At 46.9% G+C, this 21,741-nt stretch carries 18 protein-coding genes; 13 read left to right on the top strand and 5 right to left on the bottom strand.

The window, feature by feature from the left end; genetic code table 11:
• The first annotated feature begins 144 nt into the window (after positions 1-144).
• Positions 145-3,168, top strand: coding sequence for an NACHT domain-containing NTPase (locus H6F72_RS20835; protein WP_199299219.1), 3,024 nt, complete (start codon positions 145-147; stop codon positions 3,166-3,168).
• A 16-nt stretch (positions 3,169-3,184) separates the two neighbouring features.
• On the opposite strand, the gene H6F72_RS20830 is transcribed toward H6F72_RS20835, so the two are convergent.
• Positions 3,185-4,159: an ATP-binding protein gene (locus H6F72_RS20830; RefSeq protein WP_190440208.1), complete on the bottom strand. Its 975-nt coding sequence runs from the start codon at positions 4,157-4,159 to the stop codon at positions 3,185-3,187.
• 408 nt (positions 4,160-4,567) lie between these two features.
• On the opposite strand from H6F72_RS20830, the gene H6F72_RS20825 reads away from it, so the two are divergent.
• Positions 4,568-4,969, top strand: coding sequence for a fasciclin domain-containing protein (locus H6F72_RS20825; protein ID WP_190440206.1), 402 nt, complete (start codon positions 4,568-4,570; stop codon positions 4,967-4,969).
• 284 nt (positions 4,970-5,253) lie between these two features.
• Positions 5,254-5,529 carry a GlsB/YeaQ/YmgE family stress response membrane protein gene (locus H6F72_RS20820; protein ID WP_190440204.1) on the top strand — a complete coding sequence of 92 codons (276 nt, stop codon included), beginning with the start codon at positions 5,254-5,256 and terminating at the stop codon, positions 5,527-5,529.
• 98 nt (positions 5,530-5,627) lie between these two features.
• On the opposite strand, the gene H6F72_RS20815 is transcribed toward H6F72_RS20820, so the two are convergent.
• A complete protein-coding gene (locus H6F72_RS20815; protein WP_190440202.1) occupies positions 5,628-7,091 on the bottom strand; it encodes an alpha/beta fold hydrolase in 1,464 nt (487 codons plus the stop codon).
• Positions 7,092-7,307: 216 nt separating this feature from the next.
• Here H6F72_RS20815 and H6F72_RS20810 point away from each other — a divergent pair, with 216 nt between their 5' ends.
• The 5 genes from H6F72_RS20810 to H6F72_RS20790 all read left to right on the top strand — a co-directional run bounded on the left by H6F72_RS20810 (position 7,308) and on the right by H6F72_RS20790 (position 11,435).
• A complete protein-coding gene (locus H6F72_RS20810; protein WP_190440201.1) occupies positions 7,308-7,676 on the top strand; it encodes a phage holin family protein in 369 nt (122 codons plus the stop codon).
• 145 nt (positions 7,677-7,821) lie between these two features.
• A complete protein-coding gene (locus H6F72_RS20805) occupies positions 7,822-8,013 on the top strand; it encodes a YqaE/Pmp3 family membrane protein (protein ID WP_190440200.1) in 192 nt (63 codons plus the stop codon).
• A 121-nt stretch (positions 8,014-8,134) separates the two neighbouring features.
• Positions 8,135-8,893 carry a DUF2993 domain-containing protein gene (locus H6F72_RS20800; protein WP_190440197.1) on the top strand — a complete coding sequence of 253 codons (759 nt, stop codon included), beginning with the start codon at positions 8,135-8,137 and terminating at the stop codon, positions 8,891-8,893.
• Complete coding sequence (locus H6F72_RS20795; RefSeq protein ID WP_190440194.1) at positions 8,890-10,464, top strand: metallophosphoesterase; 1,575 nt, start codon at positions 8,890-8,892, stop codon at positions 10,462-10,464. Before H6F72_RS20800 ends, H6F72_RS20795 begins: the two co-directional genes overlap by 4 nt.
• Before the next feature lie 554 nt (positions 10,465-11,018).
• The gene (locus H6F72_RS20790) at positions 11,019-11,435 is read left to right on the top strand and encodes a response regulator (RefSeq protein ID WP_190440192.1); all 417 of its coding nucleotides are present in this window, start codon (positions 11,019-11,021) and stop codon (positions 11,433-11,435) included.
• 1,018 nt (positions 11,436-12,453) lie between these two features.
• On the opposite strand, the gene H6F72_RS20785 is transcribed toward H6F72_RS20790, so the two are convergent.
• Together H6F72_RS20785 and H6F72_RS20780 are read right to left on the bottom strand one after the other, a co-directional pair.
• Complete coding sequence (locus H6F72_RS20785) at positions 12,454-13,269, bottom strand: SDR family oxidoreductase (protein ID WP_190440187.1); 816 nt, start codon at positions 13,267-13,269, stop codon at positions 12,454-12,456.
• A gap of 327 nt (positions 13,270-13,596) precedes the next feature.
• On the bottom strand, positions 13,597-14,181 hold the full coding sequence (locus H6F72_RS20780; protein ID WP_190440185.1) for a dual specificity protein phosphatase: 585 nt from the start codon (positions 14,179-14,181) through the stop codon (positions 13,597-13,599).
• A 421-nt stretch (positions 14,182-14,602) separates the two neighbouring features.
• Between H6F72_RS20780 and H6F72_RS20775 the strand changes: the two genes are divergently transcribed.
• Together H6F72_RS20775 and H6F72_RS20770 are read left to right on the top strand one after the other, a co-directional pair.
• Entirely contained in the window at positions 14,603-16,081 is a 1,479-nt protein-coding gene (locus tag H6F72_RS20775) for an SLBB domain-containing protein (RefSeq protein WP_199299218.1), read from the top strand.
• A 47-nt stretch (positions 16,082-16,128) separates the two neighbouring features.
• Positions 16,129-18,474: a polysaccharide biosynthesis tyrosine autokinase gene (locus H6F72_RS20770; protein WP_190440182.1), complete on the top strand. Its 2,346-nt coding sequence runs from the start codon at positions 16,129-16,131 to the stop codon at positions 18,472-18,474.
• Between the two features lie 124 nt (positions 18,475-18,598).
• On the opposite strand, the gene H6F72_RS20765 is transcribed toward H6F72_RS20770, so the two are convergent.
• Positions 18,599-19,942, bottom strand: a complete 1,344-nt coding sequence (locus H6F72_RS20765; RefSeq protein WP_190440179.1) for a glycosyltransferase family 4 protein — start codon at positions 19,940-19,942, stop codon at positions 18,599-18,601.
• Positions 19,943-20,456: 514 nt separating this feature from the next.
• Here H6F72_RS20765 and H6F72_RS20760 point away from each other — a divergent pair.
• From H6F72_RS20760 to H6F72_RS20750, 3 genes are all read left to right on the top strand, one after another.
• A complete protein-coding gene (locus tag H6F72_RS20760) occupies positions 20,457-20,762 on the top strand; it encodes a hypothetical protein (RefSeq protein WP_190440176.1) in 306 nt (101 codons plus the stop codon).
• Between the two features lie 45 nt (positions 20,763-20,807).
• Positions 20,808-21,140, top strand: coding sequence for a cytochrome c6 PetJ (gene petJ, locus H6F72_RS20755; RefSeq protein ID WP_190440175.1), 333 nt, complete (start codon positions 20,808-20,810; stop codon positions 21,138-21,140).
• Between the two features lie 203 nt (positions 21,141-21,343).
• Positions 21,344-21,616, top strand: a complete 273-nt coding sequence (locus tag H6F72_RS20750; RefSeq protein ID WP_190440172.1) for a hypothetical protein — start codon at positions 21,344-21,346, stop codon at positions 21,614-21,616.
• Positions 21,617-21,741: the final 125 nt, after the last annotated feature.

Raw genomic sequence — 21,741 nt, 5'->3', positions numbered from 1 at the left:
GTTGTAAATCTTGGTATTGGCCTACTCGCAAACAATTGTAGTAGAAACGTTCTTGAGCTAAGACTCTTTGACCTTTTTACGCTCAGCTTCAGTTACACCCCAACAGGTGAAAAAATAGAGAAGAGATTATTAGAAGTGTAGACTATGTTGCAACGCAGTCTACAAAACCGCTTTTCAGCGCTGGTTGTTCTACCAATGGCACGCCTGAGTTATGGCCCGGAAGTGAAGAAGCGATCGCAGCAGTTGTTGGCGGTGTTGTTGGATTACGCCAATGATGAGCTGGACTGTGATGAGGGGACTTTGGATGGGTTGCGATCGCAGATTCAGGTGCATTGGCAGACGGAACAGCGATTGGTGGTGCGGACGAAGGTACGGTTCTTGGAGGCTTTAACCAAGATTGCGACTACCCCTTTAACCGGAGAACAGATTAAGGAAGCATTGCGACGGCTGGAGGATTTTCTGGAACTCCTGGAGGATAATCGCCCCAATCGTGGTGGATCGGAAACTTGGCATTTCACCTTGAAGCTATGGCATCCTCGGCGCGATCGCAAAGCCAACTTAGAGCGATTTGAGCAGGAGTGGGAGCAGCGGCGGTCCCAAAAGTCGAAGCAGTCTACGCAGAAAAGCACAACTTACAATGCAGAAGTTGCAGTTGTAGAGGCGAGCGGTGATGCGTCCGAAACAGATATGTGGTGGCAATGGTGCCGAGACGTTTTGGAGGCACAACAGTATCAACGGCTCACAACCAATCCGCTAACCGTAGGAGATGGCGTGGCCTTTGAGTTGGATGAAGTCTATGTGCCGCTAGGGTTGGTGGAGCGCAAACAACAGGAGCGGCGAGATACAGAGGTGAGGGCAGATCAAGGCTCGAAACTCTATGAGGCGGAAGAGGGAGATACAGCTCAATTTGCTCTAGAGCAATTTCTAGAACAGTTGCAGCAGCCCGGATTGGCGAAGCGAATTGCGATTGCCGGAGAACCAGGAGCGGGCAAAACCACATTGCTACAAAAAATTGCCCGTTGGTTGCTAGAACAACAAGCTTTGCCGATATGGATCTCCTTGGCAGATTTGCAGGGAGCTAGTCTAGAGCAGTACTTACTACAAGATTGGTTGAAAGCAGCAACTCGCAAAGTCACGGTTTCAACTGAGTTACGAGAAGCCCTAGGAACGCAGTTTAATCAAGGGCGAGTGTGGTTGCTACTGGATGCAGTGGATGAGATGGCAACGGAAGCGAGTTCAGCTTTGGCAGCGATCGCGAAGCAGTTGCGGGGTTGGGTTGCCGATGCTCATGTGATTCTCACCTGTCGTCTCAATGTTTGGGATAGTGGCAAAAATGCGCTAGAAACCTTTACCACCTATCGTAATCTCACGTTTAGTCATGGAGATGCTGTCAGTGCAGATCAGGTAGGACAATTTATTCAGCGTTGGTTTCATCAACACCCCACATTGGGCGATCGCTTGCAGGCAGAACTCGATAAGCTGGAGCGACGACGGATCAAAGATGTGGTAAAAAATCCGTTGCGACTGGCCTTACTCTGTCGAGCTTGGTCACTCAGCCAAGGGACTTTGCCTAACTCGAAAGCAGCGCTATATCAACAGTTTGTCGATACTATCTACGAGTGGAAGCAAGATCGCTTTCCTACGACTTGGGCGCAACGCTGGCAACTGAATCAAGCCTTGGGGCATCTGGCTTTGCAGGGATTGGCTCAAGCAAATACTAAGTTCCGATTGTCTCAGTCGTTTGTGCAGCAAGTCTTTAGAGAACAGTCCTTAGAGTTGCTAGATCTGGCTCTCAATTTAGGCTGGCTGAATCAAGTGGGGATCTCTACTGCATCCGGAGAAAAGATCTACGCCTTTTACCATCCTACGTTTCAGGAGTATTTTGCCGCGCAAGCGATCGCAGATTGGCGCTGCTTTCTCCCTGCAACTGCTGCTAACTCAACGGTAGATCTAGAAGCGTCTCCGCTCGTCTTTTCCTCCCAGTGGCGAGAGGTGATCTTGCTGTGGTTAGGACGCTTCGATATATCCGCTACAGAGAAGACCGCTTTTCTGCAAGCCCTCACAGCATGGGAGGATGGCTGTGGCGGGTTCTATCACTATCAAGCTTATTTTCTCGCAGCCGCAGGTTTGACAGAGTTTCCCGAATATCCTGATGCAGAGTCTATCTTGGCTCAGTTACTCCGCTGGCGGTTTGGTGAGTTCGACTCTCAGGAGCATTGGCACTGCTACCCATTTCCAGCACAAGAGGGAGCGAGAGTGGCATTGCTGCAAAGCGATCGCACCCAAGCAATCGCGGCGTTAGAACAATTTATTCAATCTACCTCCAACTTCTTTGCCCGTTGGAATGCCGCCTATAGCTTAGGTAAAACTTTTGATCCAGGAAATTCAGTAGCGATCGCAGCAATGACACAGTTCCTCCAAACGCTACAGAGTGAACCGTTGCGGCTCCAAATTGGGGAGAGCTTAGGCAAAGTTGACCCTGGCAATTCTCTGGCGATCGCAACCCTGACAGAACTCATTGCCACTACTAAGCAAGATTCGTTGCGGCGGAAAGCTGCTTACGCACTCGGTAAACTTGATCCAGGCAATGCGATCGCCGCCACCACTCTAATCAACCTGATTAAGTCAGCACCGGAGCAGGCTTTATGTCTGCAAGCAGCAGAGAATTTGTTGCAGTTAGATCCAGGTAATGCGATCGCTACCCAGTTCATCCAAGCGCATCGAAAACCTGCACCATTCCCCAAGCTAAAGCGCAAGACTAAATCCCAAGTGCAAAGAGATCCAGCCCAAGCGATCGCGTCTTTGGAACAGCGTTTGACAGCGGCGACGGATGCTTCTAGTCAGCGGCGGCTGGCTTGTCAATTGGGGCATCTCCAGCCAGGACACCCTCAAGCAGTTGAGATGTTGCTGCAACTGTTGCAATCTCAACGCTCTACGACTCTCTATCGCCGCATTGGTGAGAACTTAAGAGAGATTCTCCTACAAGAACAGTTACCAATGATTGTTTCTACTCTGAGAGGTTTTGGCTCTGCAACTCAGACAGATCTGACCAAAGACAAACCCAAGGAAAAACCTTCTTCTCAAGCCCAGGAGTGTTACAAGCTGCTTTGGTATTGCGCCCAACAATTACCTTATGCCGCTTTTTATACGGCTTGGCATCTGAAGTAAGACTGGAGGCTAAATTCTAGGCGACGCACCAAGGAAGATGTAGTGTAAAGGCGATCGCATCGTCCTTCTTAGCCACCTCAATAGTGCCTTGAATTTGTTCTACTCGCTTCTTGACTAAAGCTAGTCCTAGTCCTGTGCCGCCATGTTTCCAAGGATCATTACTAGGAATGCGGTAAAACTTGTCAAAGATGTAGTTGAGTTCTTTCTCAGGAACTTCTATTCCTGAGTTGCTTACTTGCAATTCTAAGTTTGTCGCTGTCGCCTGGGCTGAGATGGTGATGCTTCCCTGGAGAGGAGTGTATTTGTAAGCATTGTTGAGCAGTTCGCTCAGTATCCGTTCTAGGTAAGAAAAATTGGTTTCTAATGGGGGGAGTTGAGGCGGGATCGCAATTTGTAGGCATTGTTGTTGCTGGCAAATTCGGTCTGTAAAAGGCTCGATCACTGGGATAATCCATTCGCCTAGATTCGCGATCGTTAGTGCTAAGGGATCGATATTTGCATCAAGACGCGCTAAATCTAGCAGATCATTAATGAGTCGCATCTCTCGCTGGCACTCATTGCGAAGGATTTGAAGATAATGGGTTGCTTTTGCTTTGACTATTTCTGGCTGCTTGAGGGTGATTTCTAGCAGTTGAATTGCCATTCTGATGCTGGTCAGCGGTGTGCGTAATTCGTGGGAGACTGTGTTCAGGAAATCATCCTTTAGATGATTTAAGCGCTCTAGTTCTTCAACTTGCTGTTGCGCTGCCTGATAGAGACGTGCTTGACGAATCGCGATCGCACATTGATTGGCAACTTGGTGTACCAGGCCAATTTCTGGTTTAGTAAATGCTTCTGTGGATTGCTTAAATAGCCACAAGTCTCCTATTATCCCTTGGTCATCTGCGATGGGACAGGCCAAAATTGCCAAATTAGAGGTGGCATCAACCGGACAAAATTGAAAACCTTGATTTTGCAAAAGTTGGTGATATTTTTCCGCAGAAACCGTCATCAGAACTATGTGGCATGGAAAGGATAGTAATGAGTTTAGGGCCGTATCAGTAGAGGTGAGTTGGAGAAGTACACCCATTTAGAATTGCTATATGTTGGATTTCAGGGTATTTGAACTAACTCAAAATTCCATATAAGTTAATGCGAGATTGCGTCAACCACCTAATACTAAAATTTAGCTTCATCCTAAATGGGTAGATCTGAAAAAATTATTGTTGATTCAGATTGCTACGGCTAATTTTTGCTGAGGATGCAAAAGCACATTTAGTTATTGCTTGATTAAAAACAGATTAAAACACCAGATTTTTTATGATTTACTTCAACGGATTTAGGAATTTTGAAATAGTAAGAGCTATTTTTCGAGAAGTAGTCTAAGCTGATCAACAGAGACAAAAAACTAGGTGAATACGTGGCTGACATTGTTGATACTGCCGTTAATGCTGGTTCATTCAGCACCCTAGTTGCCGCAGTCAAGGCTGCCAATTTAGTCGATACACTTAAAGGTGAAGGTCCATTTACAGTCTTTGCACCGACCGACGAAGCATTTGCTAAGCTTCCCGCAGGAACTGTAGATGCACTACTTCAAGATGTGCCTAAGCTCACAAAAATCTTGACCTATCATGTCGTCTCTGGAAAAGTGATGGCAGCGGATGTCACTAAGCTGAAATCAGCGACTACCGTTGAAGGTTCAGATGTAAAAATTGATGCTTCCAGTGGTGTCAAAATTAATGATTCCACAGTCACAACTCCCGATGTTGCTGCTGATAATGGTGTCATTCATATTATCGATACTGTGCTAATTCCTGCATAAGCGATCGCTTAAATAGCTAAATAGCAAGTTTAGATAGCGAGTACTATCTAATTCTGGGGCAGTAACTTCCAAAGGGTTATTGCCCCTATTTTTTTGCCACCACTCTACGCATAGGTAGAGACCGAACTGAACCAAACTCTGCCGCAGGCAAGAACAGCTTTCTCTCTTGTGATAGTTCGGAAAGTCCTAGGTGGTTCGATAACTTATAAATGTGTTCAAGAATTCATGCATCAAGTTTAGAACGTTTATTTAGAACCCATAGTTTTTAAGAAAGGAGAACAAAGATGAATATTTTGGCTTGGATCGTATTAGGTTTAATTGCGGGTGCTATCGCTAAAGCGATCTATCCTGGTAGTCAGGGTGGCGGTATCCTCGGCACAATGTTGTTAGGAATTATTGGTGCCTTTGTGGGTGGTAGCCTCTTTAGCTTCCTTACGACAGGATCGCTAGCCCTAACTTCGGCTGGCTTAAGCTTAGGTGGTATTTTGGTTGCTGTTTTAGGCGCGATCGTGGCTCTCTTTATTTACTACGCTGTTAGTGGCCGTCGTGGTGTCTACTAAACTCTAATTTGATACGGCTAGAGTTTGAGATCTGGTTTTTGTTAAATAGTTTCTGAGAAATTCGAGCCTCTGCGTCAGTCGCAGAGGCTTTTGCTTGCTTACGAAGCGAGGGGAAAAGCTGCCGCGATCGCCCACCCAAAGAACAACGCACAGCCTAAAGCATAACCCCAAGTACTGTTGAGTAGAGCGGCCACGTAAGCAAAGAGAGCCATAAACAGTGGAAACAGAGGCAGCAGGATATAGAGAAAACCCAGTTGGGGAGAAAATTGCAGCATCAGAAAAATTCCTATGACTAGGGCAATGCTCTGACCCAACCACCATACAATTCGGGAACCACCTGAGATATCCTGCTGAGCCATACCAGAGGCTAAAAACCACGGTAAAAACCCCAGGGCTAGCCAAGGCCAAAGGGCTAAGCGAGTCGGAATGAGCCACCATTGCAACCAGACGAGTTGAGCCATCAGGCCAAAGCCAATCCACAAGAGTGCGAAGACCGAGAGACCTAACAGCAGAGCGCGAAGCGTCGGGCGCGGAAATTGAGTTAGCAGTCCTAGCCAGAGAATTCCTGCAATGCCAAACCACAGGGCCACTGCTCCTCCGACTTGCACACCCCCCAGTGCTGCTAAATTTTTCCCGCCTCCTAGCAACGGGATGGTACCGCTGGCTGCTAAAGCCGAAACCAGCAAGCTGCCCCAGCGCCGAATCGGCGATCGCACCTGAAATTTACTAATCTGGCTCAACGCTGGGCTCGACCTTGCAAAAGATGGCAATATCGCTCCCATCGCGAGCAGCCACCCCAGGAGATGCAACCCATACCAAGCCATGCGCCGATCTATATATAGACTGGAGTTTTGACGACCAAATGTAGCATCTAGCCAACGCAAAGCGGCTTGGTGACTCGCCTGACGAAACAGAATTGTAATGTGCTCGGCTTTGGGAATCAGCACGAGCGATCGCCCTTGTCCTGCTGCTAAGTTTTCATTTTCTCCACCTGCCCTGTCTAGCAATCGTTCGGCATTGGCTATGAAGCCACCTTCCCAACTGCCTGCCTGGAGTTGTAAGTTTCGGGGTGATTCGGGTGTGACTTTGGCTCCCGTGGGGGAGATCGCTACAGTAGCGGCAAAGCGATCGGCTTGTTGAATGCCAGCCGTCATCACAGATCCGCTGCCCATTGAGTGCCCCAACAGCGCCAAGCGAGTCGCATCTATCTCTGGCTGAGCCACCAGGGCCTCATAAGCTACTTGTAAATCTGCTTGCAAAGAATCACGCTGAGGTAGCGTACTGCCACCATGTCCAGAGAAATCCCACAGCATCACTCCATAACCAGCATGCGCTAATACATGCCCATAGCCCAACATCAGTTGCTTAGAACCCGCAAAGCCATGAGCAATCAGCACTCCAGGAACACGAGTCTGGTTTTGGGGAGCCAGATAAATTAGGGGCACATCGCTCCGCGCTATCTGACGCACTACTAAACCACTCCGCGCACCAAGGACGCCCACCCAAGCCAGCCCAATCATCAGCAAGGCCAGAGCTAAAACAACCCACCGCTTTCGACTCATCACATTTTTTAATTAGAGCGCCTGTTCCGCCAAACATCTTAAACGAGGTTTAGGCTTCAGTGTCGGCATTAGTCAGCATTTGAGTCGATGGATTTCTACGACTTAAGCCCCACTGGAAGATCTGTCTTCTTAGAGAGGTTATAGACAGGTTGGGTCTTGCACGATCAACGTAGAACTTTTAAAGCGTTTTACTGTTGTGTTTAAGGGAAAACCAAGATGATTAGTAATCTTTTAACGCTGGTCGCGACTGCATTGAGTTTGCTGGTGGTTGATTTAGCCGTTCCTGGCGTTGATATCGCCACCTTCCCGGCTGCTTTAATTGCGGCGATCGCGATCGGTTTAGTGAACGCTGGTGTCAAGCCTGTTTTAAGCGTGCTCTCCCTGCCTCTGAATTTTGTCTCCTTGGGAGCTTTTTCGCTCGTTGTGAACGGTCTTTGTTTCTGGCTCTCATCCGTCTTAGTTCCCGGATTCAGAGTCGATGGTTTGATTGCCTTCTTGCTCGGTCCCGTGATCCTGTCTTTCGTTAGCACTTTCATGAATCGGTACTTTGCTGAGAGAAGTGTGGATCTAAAAACTGAAGTTTAGTTTCTACTGCTACACGCTGGCTCTAAATTTGCCCTGGCTGGATCTACCCAGCCTTGGTGATGAAATAGCCCATTCGACGGAGTATTTCGAGCGGTGGGTTTAGGAGAATACAGACAAAACAAATTTAACAAACGGAAGGAATTCTATGAAACTGGTTCGCATTCTTGCAGGTATTTTAGTGCCTCCTCTAGGCATCTTCCTGACTGTGGGAATTGGCCCCACTTTGATCATCAATATTGTGCTGACTTTGTTGGGTTGGTTACCTGGCAGCATCCATGCAATTTGGGTCATTCTGAAGCATGATGAGCGTCTCAACCGTCAGGAAGGCGTTTACTAAGTGTTTCGATAATTCCTTGTGATTGCGGGTGAGTTCCTTAAGATCAAAACTTTAAAGCAACGTCCAGGGGGGGCGTTGTTTTTATTTGATAAAAAATCAAAGTATTTAGGACAACATACTTATGTCAGAAGAACCGCGTTTAGAAGAACAAGTACTGGCTCAAGTCGTGGAAGCGGGGTTGGCTAGCCAATTAGATGCTGCGGACGCGATCGCAGTAGATGTACGCACTGATCTAGGAAAAATTGTCCAGGGACAGGCCAAGCAAGTTTCTGTGACAGGTCAAGGACTGGTGGTGCAACCTGATGTCCGGGTGCAAGAGCTAGAGGTGCATACGCAAGGAGTAGCTATTAACCCGCTAAGTGCGCTGTTCGGCAAGCTCAAGCTAGACCATCCCGTCGATACAACGGTTCGAGTTGTGCTGACAGAAGTAGACCTCAACCAAACTTTAAACTCGGATGCCCTCAAGCAATACTTGTCTCCTTGGGATCTGAATGTAGACGGTCAAATGGTGACGGTGGAATTGCAGCCGCCTATGGAGATTCAATTGTTGAGCGGCGGCAAAATTCAATTTATGGCAAATGTGGTGCGAAATGAGAACGGTCAAGAACAGCGAACTAGATTTTCGGCTGTAATATACCCTCGAACCGAAGAGCGGCCTGTTTTATTAGAGGAATTCCGTTGTCATCCCGGTCAAGGATTACCCTTTGGGCTGACTTTTGCCTTCTTCAAGAAAATGAAAGAGCTGATGGAGTTGCCCTACCTCAAATGGGAAGATATGGTAGTGCGAGTTCATCAGTTGGAGATTCAAGAAGGTAGTCTAGTGTTGCAACTTGAAGCTCACGTTGGTCAAATTCCCTCCTTTGGAAATGATGTCGTATGAAATTTGTTTCTGACCCGCCGATCGCTGACAAGATTCGCCAAATGCAGCAGCGAGTTCGGTGGCAAGATCCACTGGTGCTGGAGCGAGGAATTGATCAAACTCGGTTGGTCATTGAGGATGGAGGAGCGGAAGATACAGATTTCTCTTTTTTGGTGGTGGGAGATAGTGGATCTGGAGAACATCGCGGCCATAGTCCTCAACGGCAAGTAGCAGAGCAGATGCTGGCCCAGCAAGAGAACTCTCGTTTTGTGTTGCACACAGGCGATGTGATCTATTTGGTGGGTGCGAGTGAGTACTATCTAAAAAATTTTATTGAGCCGTATCGTGAGTTTCTAGTCGGGGGGGAGCGACCAGAAAAAATTCCTTACGATCGCATGGTGTTCAACTTTCCTTTTCTTCCTACTCCTGGCAATCATGATTACTATGACCTGCCGTTAGCCTTGGGTTTGCTTGTGCAGGCAACCTTGCCGTTCCGTCGCTTACTGCAATCCCACTTAGACTTTGATATTGGTTGGCGTGGTTCTGGGCAAGGCAAGGTATATGCTCAGGCATTTTTAGATTGCTTAAATCGACTCGGTTCGCCTCAAGCGATCGCTCAACATTTAGACACTCATTACACCGCAAAAACAGATACAGGTTTGTCTCTCCGTTACGAGCCGGGGCAGTTTACGCGATTGCCGAATCGCTATTACACCTTTCGCTATGGCGGCATCGATTTCTTTGCGCTTGACTCTAATACATTTAATGCACCGCTCCCTTTACCCACGACAGGAGAGGGCAGAGCTTACCGCCATGTCTTAGAAAAACAACGAGATGAATTAGAGCAGCAAAAACAACAAATCCTAGCGACTTCCACGACACTGAAGCCTAACCAACCGGAAGAAGCTGAGCGCCTAGATGACATGCGCACTAAGTTGGAGCAACTGGAAGAAGCAAAGTTAGATATTGAAAAACAATTAGCAGCCGACGAAACTGTGGTTGTAGATCAGGAGCAACTGGATTGGCTGAAACAACGACTGATTGAGTCTTGGCACACAGAAGCAGTGCGGGGACGTGTGCTCTATTTTCATCATCCTCCTTATGTTACGGAAGCAACCAAATGGCACCAAGGTCAAACGTTAGCGATTCGTCACCGTTTGCGCCAAGTTTTAGATGCAGTAGCGGCTGAGCTAGGGCCGTTGCCTGATGGTGCTCCCTTGGTAGATTTAGTTCTCAATGGACACGCTCACTGCTTGGAATACCTCCGCACCCTGGACACAGGTCATGCCGATTCTCATCTCAACTGGATCGTTTGTGGAGGCAGTGGTTTTAGTCTGCGTCGCCAGAGATTGGAAGGACCAGAACTGCAAGAATCCATCAGCACCATTGCTAGCCCTGATGATCGTTTGGTAGCGCGATCGCTGCTCTATGTAGGCAGAACTGGAGCTGGCACTCAAAAGCGACGGCCTTATTCTTTTTTGCGGATCGATGTCAAAGCAGGTAAACCGCCACAGTTCGTGATTCGACCTTACGTGTCGGAGCGGGTGCAACGGAAATGGAAGAACTACGCGATCGAGCCTTTTACGATCTGACTTTTACATTATTCATGGGTAGGGCTGAAGTCTGGGCATTGCATAGTTGCAGGACAGTTGAAGCAGATAAGGGCAATTCCTTGGGGTTGTCCTGATATTAAACAGCCAGCACGAGACCTGCCGCTACAGTTCTCATCCCCTGTGGGGCAATGCAAAGCTCGTCTCACTTCAATATGAGCAATCTCTTAATGAGACTTATTTAGAGAATATAAGTCTTGTCGCAAGACAGAATAAGTCGGCAATAGTAATAGCCTTTTGATCTAGGGTCCAGGCTGGTTTATCTAGGAGGCTCAAGCTAGAAAGGAAAAGCCACGAATCGATAGATGCTGACAGATATTTTGCCTCGAAATAGTTTGTAGAAGCGAATTGGACATCTCGGTTTATAGTTGAGTTACGCGATCGCAAAGCCTACTGGGGCAAGCCAAGCAACTCAAAACAAGGGTTAAAATTTAGTCCATTTTTAGTCCAAACTGCTTAAGACAGCAAACAAAAGCCTTACCCACAAATAACTCTGGCTTTTTGAATAATTGCGTACACCGCAACACATCAACCCGATGAGTGAAGCGCCAAGTACTCTAGAACTCCTCAACGACTTGTCGATCTTGGTCGTTGAAGATGACTCGGACACAGCAGAATTGTTCAGTCTGCTTTTGAGTCAGGCGCGAACTCAGGTGAGGGTAGCAGGCACAGTCCGCGAGGCTCTAGAAGTACTGCAATCTTTTGAACCCGATATTCTCATTACTGATATCCAACTTCCTGATGGCGACGGTTACGATCTGCTCAAGCAAATCAGAAGCTTGCAGAAAAATTCTCGTAAGATTTTGCCAGCGATCGCGATGACGGGCTACAGTACCAAGCTTTCAGAGCGAGCCTATAACGAAGGAGCATTAGTATCCGGTTTCCAGAAATATATGGTCAAACCATTAGATATTTATGAACTGCTGAATGCGATCGCCGAACTGACTAGATGAGTTCAAAAAGATTCGCTTTGCCAGGAGTGCTTGAAGAAAGTTCTAATGGCAAACCACAAAGCTAAACCGAACAATTCCACGCCGACTAAAAAAAGAATCTCAAGTAAGCAGGGAGGAGCGACGTTAGAGGTGAAGTAGCCAAATAAGGTTGGTCACTAAAAACGAGGTTTAGTTAAACCTCACACGGACATAAGGCAATGCGATGTTTAACCAGACCACCAGAAGCCCAATATCTAATACCAATTCCTAAAAATCGGACTCCAAATGATTGGCTGTAGGGGCGAACGGCCGTTTGCCCCTACGAATATCTGTAAATAGAATTTAGAGAATTGGGATAACGCTAAACAACCGCCAGGCAAGTTCCTTCTTCCAAAATGGAGCTGCAGCAGTTATCCGCCATCTCGAAAAACACTTGTCTCTTTTGTGAATTTCGAGTCTCGCTATGAGTCTATTTGCGAGTCTTATCGAGCCTGCTTGAGACCAAGCTTTCGTGTCATGCAGCACGCCCTGAAATAAAAAACGAAACAAAAAGGTATAGCTCAATCCTGCTTGGAAAATGCTGACTGAAATTCAATGCCAGTTCCTAGTTGGTAATTCATAATTTGGAACCCTAGAGTTCATCCGAGTTTTTTAGTTTCAATCCATAGCACAGGTGCAGGGAACTGATATAACCCTGTAAGTTTGTTCTTTCTTGGACTAAGAGTCTCACCTTTGGTCTAGATGTGAGTCTTGAAAATCAATTATGAGACCAAGACCTGACTAATTAGTCTCATCCTGAGAATCATCTATCAAGTCCGCTCACAAGCGGCTTATAACAGTGACGCTACTGCCTTTAAGTTCGTGATTGCTGTGACTAGCTCCGCCAGGTCAATGGGTTTAGCGAAGTGCGGTTTGAAGCCAGCCGCTACTAGAATGGCGTTCTGGCCATGTAGCGTTATAGCCAGAACGCCATTCTTTTAATTCAAGAAGCAGCGATCGCCTCAAGTGCTTGACTAGTGCCTGACTTTAACTGTTCACCTCAAGCTAGTTGGGCGAACAGTTCTGTCCAACTGAGAGCTGGTGGTCTCGTGCCTTGATTCACAATTTCAAATACTTTCCTGACTGTTGCTGCACTGCTCAGACATTCCACACAAGCAGCCGCCACGTCAATCCGACTCGTTTGTCCCGATAAGCGATCTCCTGTTCCTAGTACCACTCCCTGTTTACCTCCGGTGGTTGCCTTCAGCAAGGTATTGAGATCATAGGAAGTATAAGGACCATCAATCAGTCGTCCCGGTCGGATGATGGTGTAGGGTAAACCTGAGCGCGCGATCGCTTGCTCTCCCTTCTCCTTCGCATCCAATACGCCATAAGCATTCAATAAGTTGTAGGGCGGTTTATCTTTATGCTCTACCCCACAAGAGGAAATAAAGACAAATCGCTGGAGGTTTTTAGGAGCCGCATTAACTAGATGGGCAACCCCTTCAGCATCTACTTTTTCAGGATTGTTTTTGGCTTTGGCATTGCGATAATTGGCATCGAAATAAATCTTTCCCCAGGCTTGTAGGCGCTGCAACTGATTTTGTGGAGGCAAATCAAATTCCCAGCGAGCCGAAGGAAAAGCAGTGGTTCCAGTACAACAAATGATGTGCGTAATATCTGGCATTGCCGCAGGCAACGTTTCTGCTTGACGAATATCGCCCACTGCTGTCTCTACGCGATCGCCAAACATTTTCTGAGCTTTGGCAGAGTTACGGGTCAGGGCTCGCACAGAGAATCCTCTCTCCAGTAGCTTGCCTACGACTAATTGCCCAACTCCTCCTGTGGCTCCAACAACCAGTACTCGCTCCGACATTCTTGCTCCTTGTCTGCCAAAACATTTCCTGCATCAGCCTTAGGATACTTGAGAAGGCTAATGATGCTGAACTGCTGAAAGGAGTAAAGCGTAACTAAAACTTAGTGAAGCTTTTGCCTACACATAGGTAAAATCCAAAAACTATGATCAAAAATAACCCCAAGACTGAAGTTGTATTACTTTGCTCTCAGGGAAAAGTTTAAGGACAATCAACTATTGTGTCTCTATAAAAATGCTTTATTTAAGCGATGCCGAACCTAGCAAAAATTTAATAAAAATAATCTTTAAATCTAGACTGAACAAGTTAAGACTTGTTAAGAAAACTGATTAATTTTGCCTGACTTGCAAAAACTCCCGGAGGGTTCGCAGTTGGGACTCATTAGGCATAGTCGAAGGGTGCACCTGCTTGAGCCAATTTAGCGCTTCCCACAGCTCCAAATTTTGGTAGAGGCAGAGATAGGCCAGACAGACGGTTGGCGATCGCTCGATTCCCGCTAGACAGTGGACATAGATGGGGAGCTGGTTCTGCACACTCTGATGCACAATCTCTACTGCCTTGGCTAGTTGATGCACCTCTAACTGAGTGGTGTAGTAGCGATCTGGCAAAATGAACCGCAGACAATTGAAATCTTGAATAATCTTTTCCGGTAAGCAACCTTCAATCTCAGCACAGAGAGACAGAACTACCTTGATGTTGGCCGCAACCAAGCGGGGGTGATCTTCTGCTTGTGGCAAACCTCCGACAGCTAGTCTACCGGGGATCACCCAACTAAAGGGAGTCTGGCGCTGGTAGAAAGAGCGTTGTCGGGGTTTTCCTGACAACCAGCCTTGCAACCGGAACCAGATGGTCTTGATGAGCCGTTGAACCTGCCGTAATACTTGTCTCACCTGATTTTCTCGATGCTGACCCAATTGCTGTTCTCAGTGATCCAGGGACTACTGCTAGGAATCCGGATTTGCCTTGCCATGCCCGAACTAGTAACGAGTATAGGGGAGCTAGATCCGAAGATTCACTAGGGATGTTTAACTAATTCTAAATAGTTGAACTATTTCTAAATAACTCATCTAGTTTTGCAAAAGTATGCCATTGTTTATTGAAAAGTCTTGATGCTGCCAAATCGTCTGCTATCCCTCTGCCCTAATTAAGCGACAAAGCTTAAGCACCAAAGCCAAGGCAACCCCTCAAAATTTGATTACTGGTAGCAACTGGTTAACCATTACAGCACTTTAGGGCAGCGTCATGCTTAACTAAGTCCAGACATTTACTAAATATTTATCAGGTGCGATCGCTATCTCATATAAACCATGAAGGAAAAAGGGCAGTCGGCTTCCAATGGGTCAAAACGACAATAACATCAGTTTTTCGCTAAGTCAGATTACTTTTAGCTTGTTGCTGCTCAGCAGTGCAGCGGCTCCAGGATGGGCACAAATGTCGCTCCCCATACCTACAACGACTTCTCCGAGCTTAGCTCCCGCCAGTCTAGCCCCCGCCAACGCGGCTCCTCCGAGCCTAACCCCTACCTATTCCACCCCTGATGGCTACCAGTTAGGGGCAGGCGATCGCGTTCGTTTAGATATTTTCCAAGTCCCAGAGTATAGCGGAGAACACCAAGTTCTCTCGGATGGTTCATTGAATTTACCCCTGATCGGCACCATACCCGTTCAAGGCATGACCCTCAAGCAAGCCTCTGCCGTCCTTTCGGCTAAGTATGCCCCAATTATTAAGCGGCCCATTGTCACGATTACTCTCCTAGGAGCACGGCCCTTAAAAATTGCGATCGCGGGAGAGGTTAGCCATCCTGGTTCCTACACAGTGTCTCCCAGCGGGGAGCAAGGGGTGCCTACCGTCACTCGTGCGGTGCAATTGGCGGGAGGGATCACTCAAGCGGCTGACACCAGACAGGTGCAAGTGCGGCGGGCTCGCCCGCTCAATGTTGGTGGGGAGCAAGTGTTGACAGTCGATCTCTGGCAACTCCTGCAAACGGGAGACTTACGGCAAGACCTGCTGCTGCAAGACGGAGACACCATTTTTATCCCGACTCAAACAGTTGTCAATTTAGCAGAAGCTAACCAATTAGCAGCTGCTAGCTTTGCGGCCAGTAAAGCCGAGCCTTTACGCATTGCGGTTGTGGGGCAAGTCAATCGTCCCGGACCTTATACCCTGACCGGAAACATGGATGGACAGGCCGAGGCAGGTGGTGGCGTACAAATGCCCACTGTAACGCGAGCCATTCAGGTAGCCGGAGGGATTACCCAGTCAGCAGACATTCGACGGATTCAGCTACGACGGTTGACCAAAACGGGGGCCGACCAAGTCATTGATGTTGATCTCTGGAAGCTATTGCAGGCTGGAGATGTGCGTCAAGATATCCCCCTGCAAGAAGGAGATACCATCGCGATTCCTACCGCGACCGCCATGACTCCCACGGAAGTAACAGAGCTAGCTTCGGCTAGTTTTTCGCCTAACAAGATCACAATCAACGTCGTGGGTGAAGTGGTACAGCCCGGTGTAGTCGAAGTGCCTCCCAACACCCCCCTCAATCAAGGGCTGCTCGCCGCAGGTGGCTTTAACCGCCGAGCCAAAAAGGGATCGGTAGAACTAATTCGGCTAAACCCCAACGGCACTGTGTCCAGGCAACAAGTCGCGATTAACTTTTCCAAGGGATTGAACGACAAAGACAACCCGCCTCTTCGGAACAACGACACCATTGTTGTGAAGCGCTCAGGCATTTCTGGAGTTTCAGACGCGATCGGGACTGTACTTTCACCCCTTACTGGTGGTTTTGGTTTATTTCGGCTCCTCGGCTTGTGATTTCGGCTTGATTCATTTCTAGGGTAAATAGTAGGCAAATTATGCAGATGGAACCATCCCCCTATTCTTTAGTACCAGGAAATCTCCAGCCACCTGGCGAACTACAACCTCAGGCTCTGCCCCTGACATACTACGCTCCCCAGCCCTACTATGCCCCCAAGGACGAGCTTGATCTTAAAAGCTTTCTAGAGGTTTTACGTCGTAGAGCGTTGATTGTGGCGAGTGTGGCGATCGCAGTCACAGCAACCACTTGGGGATGGACTTGGAGTCAAACCCCAATCTACAAGGGTGACTTTCAAGTTTTGGTGGAACCTGTCACCGATACGCCATCTCCCCAGCAGTTATTACAAGAGAATCAAAACGCCCTCCAACCCACCTTTGACTACGCGACTCAAATTGAGGTGCTGCGCAGCCCTGGATTATTAGCTCCGGCAGTATCAAAGTTGCAGAAGCTATATCCCGACCTCAACTATGGTTCCTTAGTGAGTAATCTCACCATTACTCAGCTCAGCAACACCAAAATCCTTCTAGTCAGCTACCGCGACTCCGATCCCAAGAAGGTGCACACGGTCCTTGAAAGCTTGTCAGATTTATACCTCAACTATGGTGTGCAACAGCGACAAGTTAGCTTGCAGCAAGGCACTCAGTTTGTCGATGGACAACTGCCAAAGCTGCGCGAACGAGTTAGCAGCCTGCAAGAAGAGCTGGAAAAATTTCGTCAAAGATACAGTCTCATTGATCCAGAGTCACGGGGCAATGAACTATCTGAACTCATTAGTGATGTAGAAAAACAACAGCAAGAAGCTCGCACGCAACTCATTGAGGCTCAATCCCTCTACGGCACCTTACAAAATCAAGTAGGATACCGCCCAACGGAGGCGATCGCTGCTGCCTCTTTGAGTGAATCTCCCCGCTACCAACAACTGCTCAATCAAATTCAAGAAGTGGAAGCTCAAATTGCGGTTGAATTAGCTCGGTTTCAACCAACCAGTCCTAATATTCAAATCCTGGAAGACAAGAAGCAGCAGTTAGAAGCCCTTCTAGGCGAAGAATCCCAAAAGGTCTTGGGCAACCAGACGCGACCCAGCGGTGCGGATGGTAACTTAACCTCCATTTCTTTAGACCTCAGTAAACAGTTGGTGAATACAGCCAATCAAGTGCAAGTGCTGCAAATGCGAAATTTGGCCCTTGCAGAAGTAGAGCGCAACCTAAAGCAAAACTTTGAGCTTGTACCAGCGCTGGCCAGACAATACACTGACTTACAGCGAGAACTAAAGGTTGCCACCGAAAGCTTGAATCGCTTCTTGGGCACCAAAGAAACGCTGCAAATTGAAGCATCCCAGAAAGCAATTCCGTGGCAAGTTATTTCGGCCCCCCAAGAACCACAGCAACCGATTTCGCCCAATACTCCTCGCAATTTAGCTCTGGGTGTTGTCGCAGGCTTACTTCTGGGAACTGGAGCCGCGTTACTCACCGAAAAGCTAGACAACGTTTTTCATTCCCCCACCGATCTAAAAGATTTGACCCGGTTACCGCTGCTAGGAGTAGTGCCGTTTCAAAAACGTTTACCCGAACCTGCGTATGGTGTTGTGGCTCCTCGCTTCACCTTACCAGAGCAGAACCTTGCTCCTGAGTTTAGTGAGCAATCGCAATTAGAAACCTTCAATCTAGAAAATTCTCCCGTTGCCAGTCCTAGCCATTACACCACTTCTCCTTTCTTAGAATCCTTCCGATCGCTTTATACAAATGTTCGTTTGTTAGGATCAGATACTCCTATCCGCTCCCTAGTCGTAGGGTCGGCAGTTCCGGCGGAAGGCAAATCTACGATCTCCCTACAACTGGCAAAAGCAGCCGCAGCGATGGGTCAGCGAGTCTTATTGGTCGATGCTGATATGCGCCGCCCCCAAGTCCATACTTACTTAGGCCTAGCCAATATGCGAGGGTTGAGCCACCTAATCGCTACCAATGTGACTGCTGAAGAGGTAATTCAGCGATCGCCTAGTGACGAAAATCTCTTTATCATCACCGCAGGACAAATTCCGCCTGATCCTACGAAGTTGCTCTCCTCCAAAAAGATGCAAAACCTGATGGAAGAGTTGCAGGAGAGCTTTGACTTAGTGATCTACGATACGCCTCCCGTCTTAGGGCTGGCAGATAGTAGCATCTTAGCCACCTATACCGATGGAATCATCATGGTAGTAGGACTCGGAAAAACCGATCGCTCAACCTTGGTCATGGCTTTAGATAGTCTCAGGATTTCTTCCACCCCCGTCCTAGGCATTGTGGCGAATGGCATTAAGGGCTACACCACTCAATCCTATGACTACTACAATCGCTACTACACCCAAAAGCGCGATTCTGTCCCCCTAGAAATTCCTGCAAACCTAAGTTAGGCATCGTGTAGATTACAGAACTCCAGTTTGGGGCATAGTATCCAGCCAGTAACTCTCTGAGCTGGATTTGAGCTAGATACTATGCCCCTAAATGTTTTTGCACTTTTTCTTTTTCATCCTTTCATCAAGCTTTTCTAGAGAATCCTAGTCTAGATAACCAGCTATGATTCAACTTGAAAGATAAAGAGAGAGGAGCTTTTACGGCTACGGGGTAGGAAATCTTCGTTTGAGCCTTGATCACATTAGAGTATTGCTTGGCAATGATCTCTGGCGTAAAGTGAGTTAAAAGATAACGCCGCCCTGCTGCCCCTAAGTTCGCTGATAGTTCGCGGTTCTGAACCAAGTCACGAATAAAGTGAGCTAAACCACTACCATCTCCATTCTCAAACGCTTGACCACAATCAGCTGCTGCTAGCATCTGACGAAGATAGGAGTGGGGTTCACAAATAATGGCGACAGGACGCCCAGCGGCCAGCGTGCCATAAAGTTTACTAGGAGCGACCAATCCTTCCATCCCCGGACTAATGCTCACCAAGGACAAATCGCAGGCAGTTAAGGAGTAGGGCAAGGTCTTCTTATCTTGATAAGGCAGAAACAAGCAATTATTGAGACCTAGACTTTGAGCCTGATCAATACAACTTTGATACTGGGCTCCACTACCAATAAATACAAATTGAACAGCTTCATTTTTGAGGTGATCTGCCGCCGCTAAAATGGTTGCCATATCATGGCAGCGGCCAACATTTCCCGAATAAAGCACCGTAAATTTTTCAGTTAAATGGTGCTGCGCTGCAAACCAATTATCTTGCTTGGCGATCGGCACAATTGTATTAGGATTCGCCCAGCTATGAATCACTGAAATTTTATCGCTTAAAGCTGGGTACCGATCAGCAATCCGCTGCTTCATGGTAGGACTCAAGACAATAATCTGCTGCGATCTACTCCAAACAGCCCAATTAATTGCATGCCAAATTCGAGCTAACCAGTGTTTTTGCGAAACAACATTCAGCTGAATCGCGACGTCAGGATATAGATCATAAATTAGACAAATATAAGGCAGCTTAAAGCATAAGTTAGCAAAGAGACCTAAAACTGGCAAATACGGAGGTGCTGTGGTAACGAGAAGAATATTTCCTCGTCGAGAATTCTTTAGTAAATGTAGTCCAGAACGCAGACAAAATAGCAAACCACTAACTACTTTTCCCCGGATGCGCTGCGGCCAAATTTGGGTAGTTCGCGAACGCCGAACTAGGACCCGCTCAACCTTCTCAGTCGCTGGAGCCGATTTAGCTTGAAAAGCGTATCCCGGTTGACCCGTAAAAACCTGAACTTCAATTCCTTGATGGCTTAATTGAGAGGCCAGTTCTTCAATCAGTTGTCCGGTAGCAGCATAATCGGGGGGATAAAACTGCGTAATAATCGACAAATGCAGCGATCGATCAAGGTCTAAAGGGCTACCGTTCTTCATGTCTGGCTACTACTAGGGAGCTGATACAGTGATTGCTTGCTCAACCGAATTCCCTTTCAACTCTGGACATTAAACTCTCAAAATCCTAAATTTATTAATTTTATCTGAGGATTATACTCACCAAAATCTAATACTAATCATTTATCTCCAAGACTATGGTAGATGTCAAGGAATATTTAATATGATTAAAGCAATGGGAACCCTTTATAAAAATTTCACTTTTTTTGATACAGATCGCAGCCAATATATTGATTTGCTCCTTGGTTTATACCATTTTTCAATGTTTAGGAGCTACTAAAATAGCTCTATTTTGAGTCAATCCATACTGTATTACTAGAAAAATTTGCTTCATCAGAAAAATTAGAAACTTTTTTGGGGATGCACGATAAAAATTTGCATTTATTTACAATGAGCGCGAAATGAATGAAAGTATTGTTGGTGATAAAACCTTGCTTAATCTAAGCTCAAGTGAGGGATACTAAATTAATGCAGGTGCTTAAAAATACTAAGTGTGATGTTCAAAGTTGTTACCCGTAACTTCTCTCAAGAGTTTGGCCGTTGGACAGATGCCTTAAACACTGCTAAATCTCTGCAACCGCAATGCAAAAGCCTATTGCAAGATATCCGAATTTTTGAGGGAGAAGACTTGGTCTGGGTTTATAGTCGCTCCCATACTTATCCACAATTTGTGGGGCCTGGTGCTTACAAACGTTTAGCCATACGCTTTCTCCAAGAAGCGATCGAGAATGGAGAAGCATGGGCAATGGGAGAAGTATCCGAAACAAGCTCAGAAACTAGCTCGGAAACGGGTGATGACTAAAACTTTCTTCTCTTGCTTAGCCTAGATTGTAGGAAAACTTGATTTATGAAGCAACTAATAGCTCTCCTTATAGTGATCCTTATTATTTTGAGTGGTGCCCCTAGCTCCGCTGGGGCTGCGGATGTGAATCAGGGAGCAGAACTTTTCCAGATTCACTGTGCTGGATGCCATGCCAATGGTGGCAATATTATTCGTCGCGGTAAAACTCTGAAGCAGAAAGCACTGAAGAAATATAAAGTAGACTCCTTGGAGGCGATCGCGGCTCTCGTAACTAGTGGCAAAAACAACATGCCTGCCTTCCAAGAGCGTTTAAGTGCGTCGCAGGTTCAAGCTGTGTCAGCTTATGTTTTAGAGCAAGCAGCTCAAGACTGGCCTTGAAGCGAGAAGCGATCGCCATGCAACTTATTCCTCAAAAGCGAAAAAACACTTAAAGATTTTTGAGAGAAAAATTTTGGACTGAGTACTTACGCACTTTTGCCGTATTTTTCATCAAAAATCCCAGATTCTACTGAACTAAATACGCTAGGAAGTGTGAGACAACTATGAAGTAATCGTGAAGCAAGCATGAAGCAAAGGATTTTATGAAGATTGACTTCAAAAAGCAGAACATCAAAGTTACCGCAACTGCACCTGGTTCCTGGCATTTTCAGGTCAGTACTGCTAGCCAACAACAATTTGCCATTGAAGTCAGCGCCGCTTCTACGGGCTTTTGGCAATCAGAAATTCGTGACAGCCAACAACGTCTGCTCGGATGCACCTGCGATCGCGCCCCCGAAAATGTGTTTGCTAAAGCGATCGCGCTCCTCCAAGCATTTCTCACTGAGCCAGGTCTCACAGCCAACGCAGTAGTTTAAGATCAAAGCTTATAACTACAGTTAACTACAATCGCAACTGGTTAATTAAGATTCTAGTTTCAGTGATTTAAACCTAGCGGGTTAAAACTTCCGGTTTATTCAAATTTTTTGAGATTCCTGGTTCG

The sequence above is a fragment of the Trichocoleus sp. FACHB-46 genome (genome assembly GCF_014695385.1).
In the GTDB taxonomy this organism is placed as follows: Bacteria; Cyanobacteriota; Cyanobacteriia; order FACHB-46; family FACHB-46; genus Trichocoleus.
This window is presented reverse-complemented; position numbering and strand designations above follow the sequence as displayed.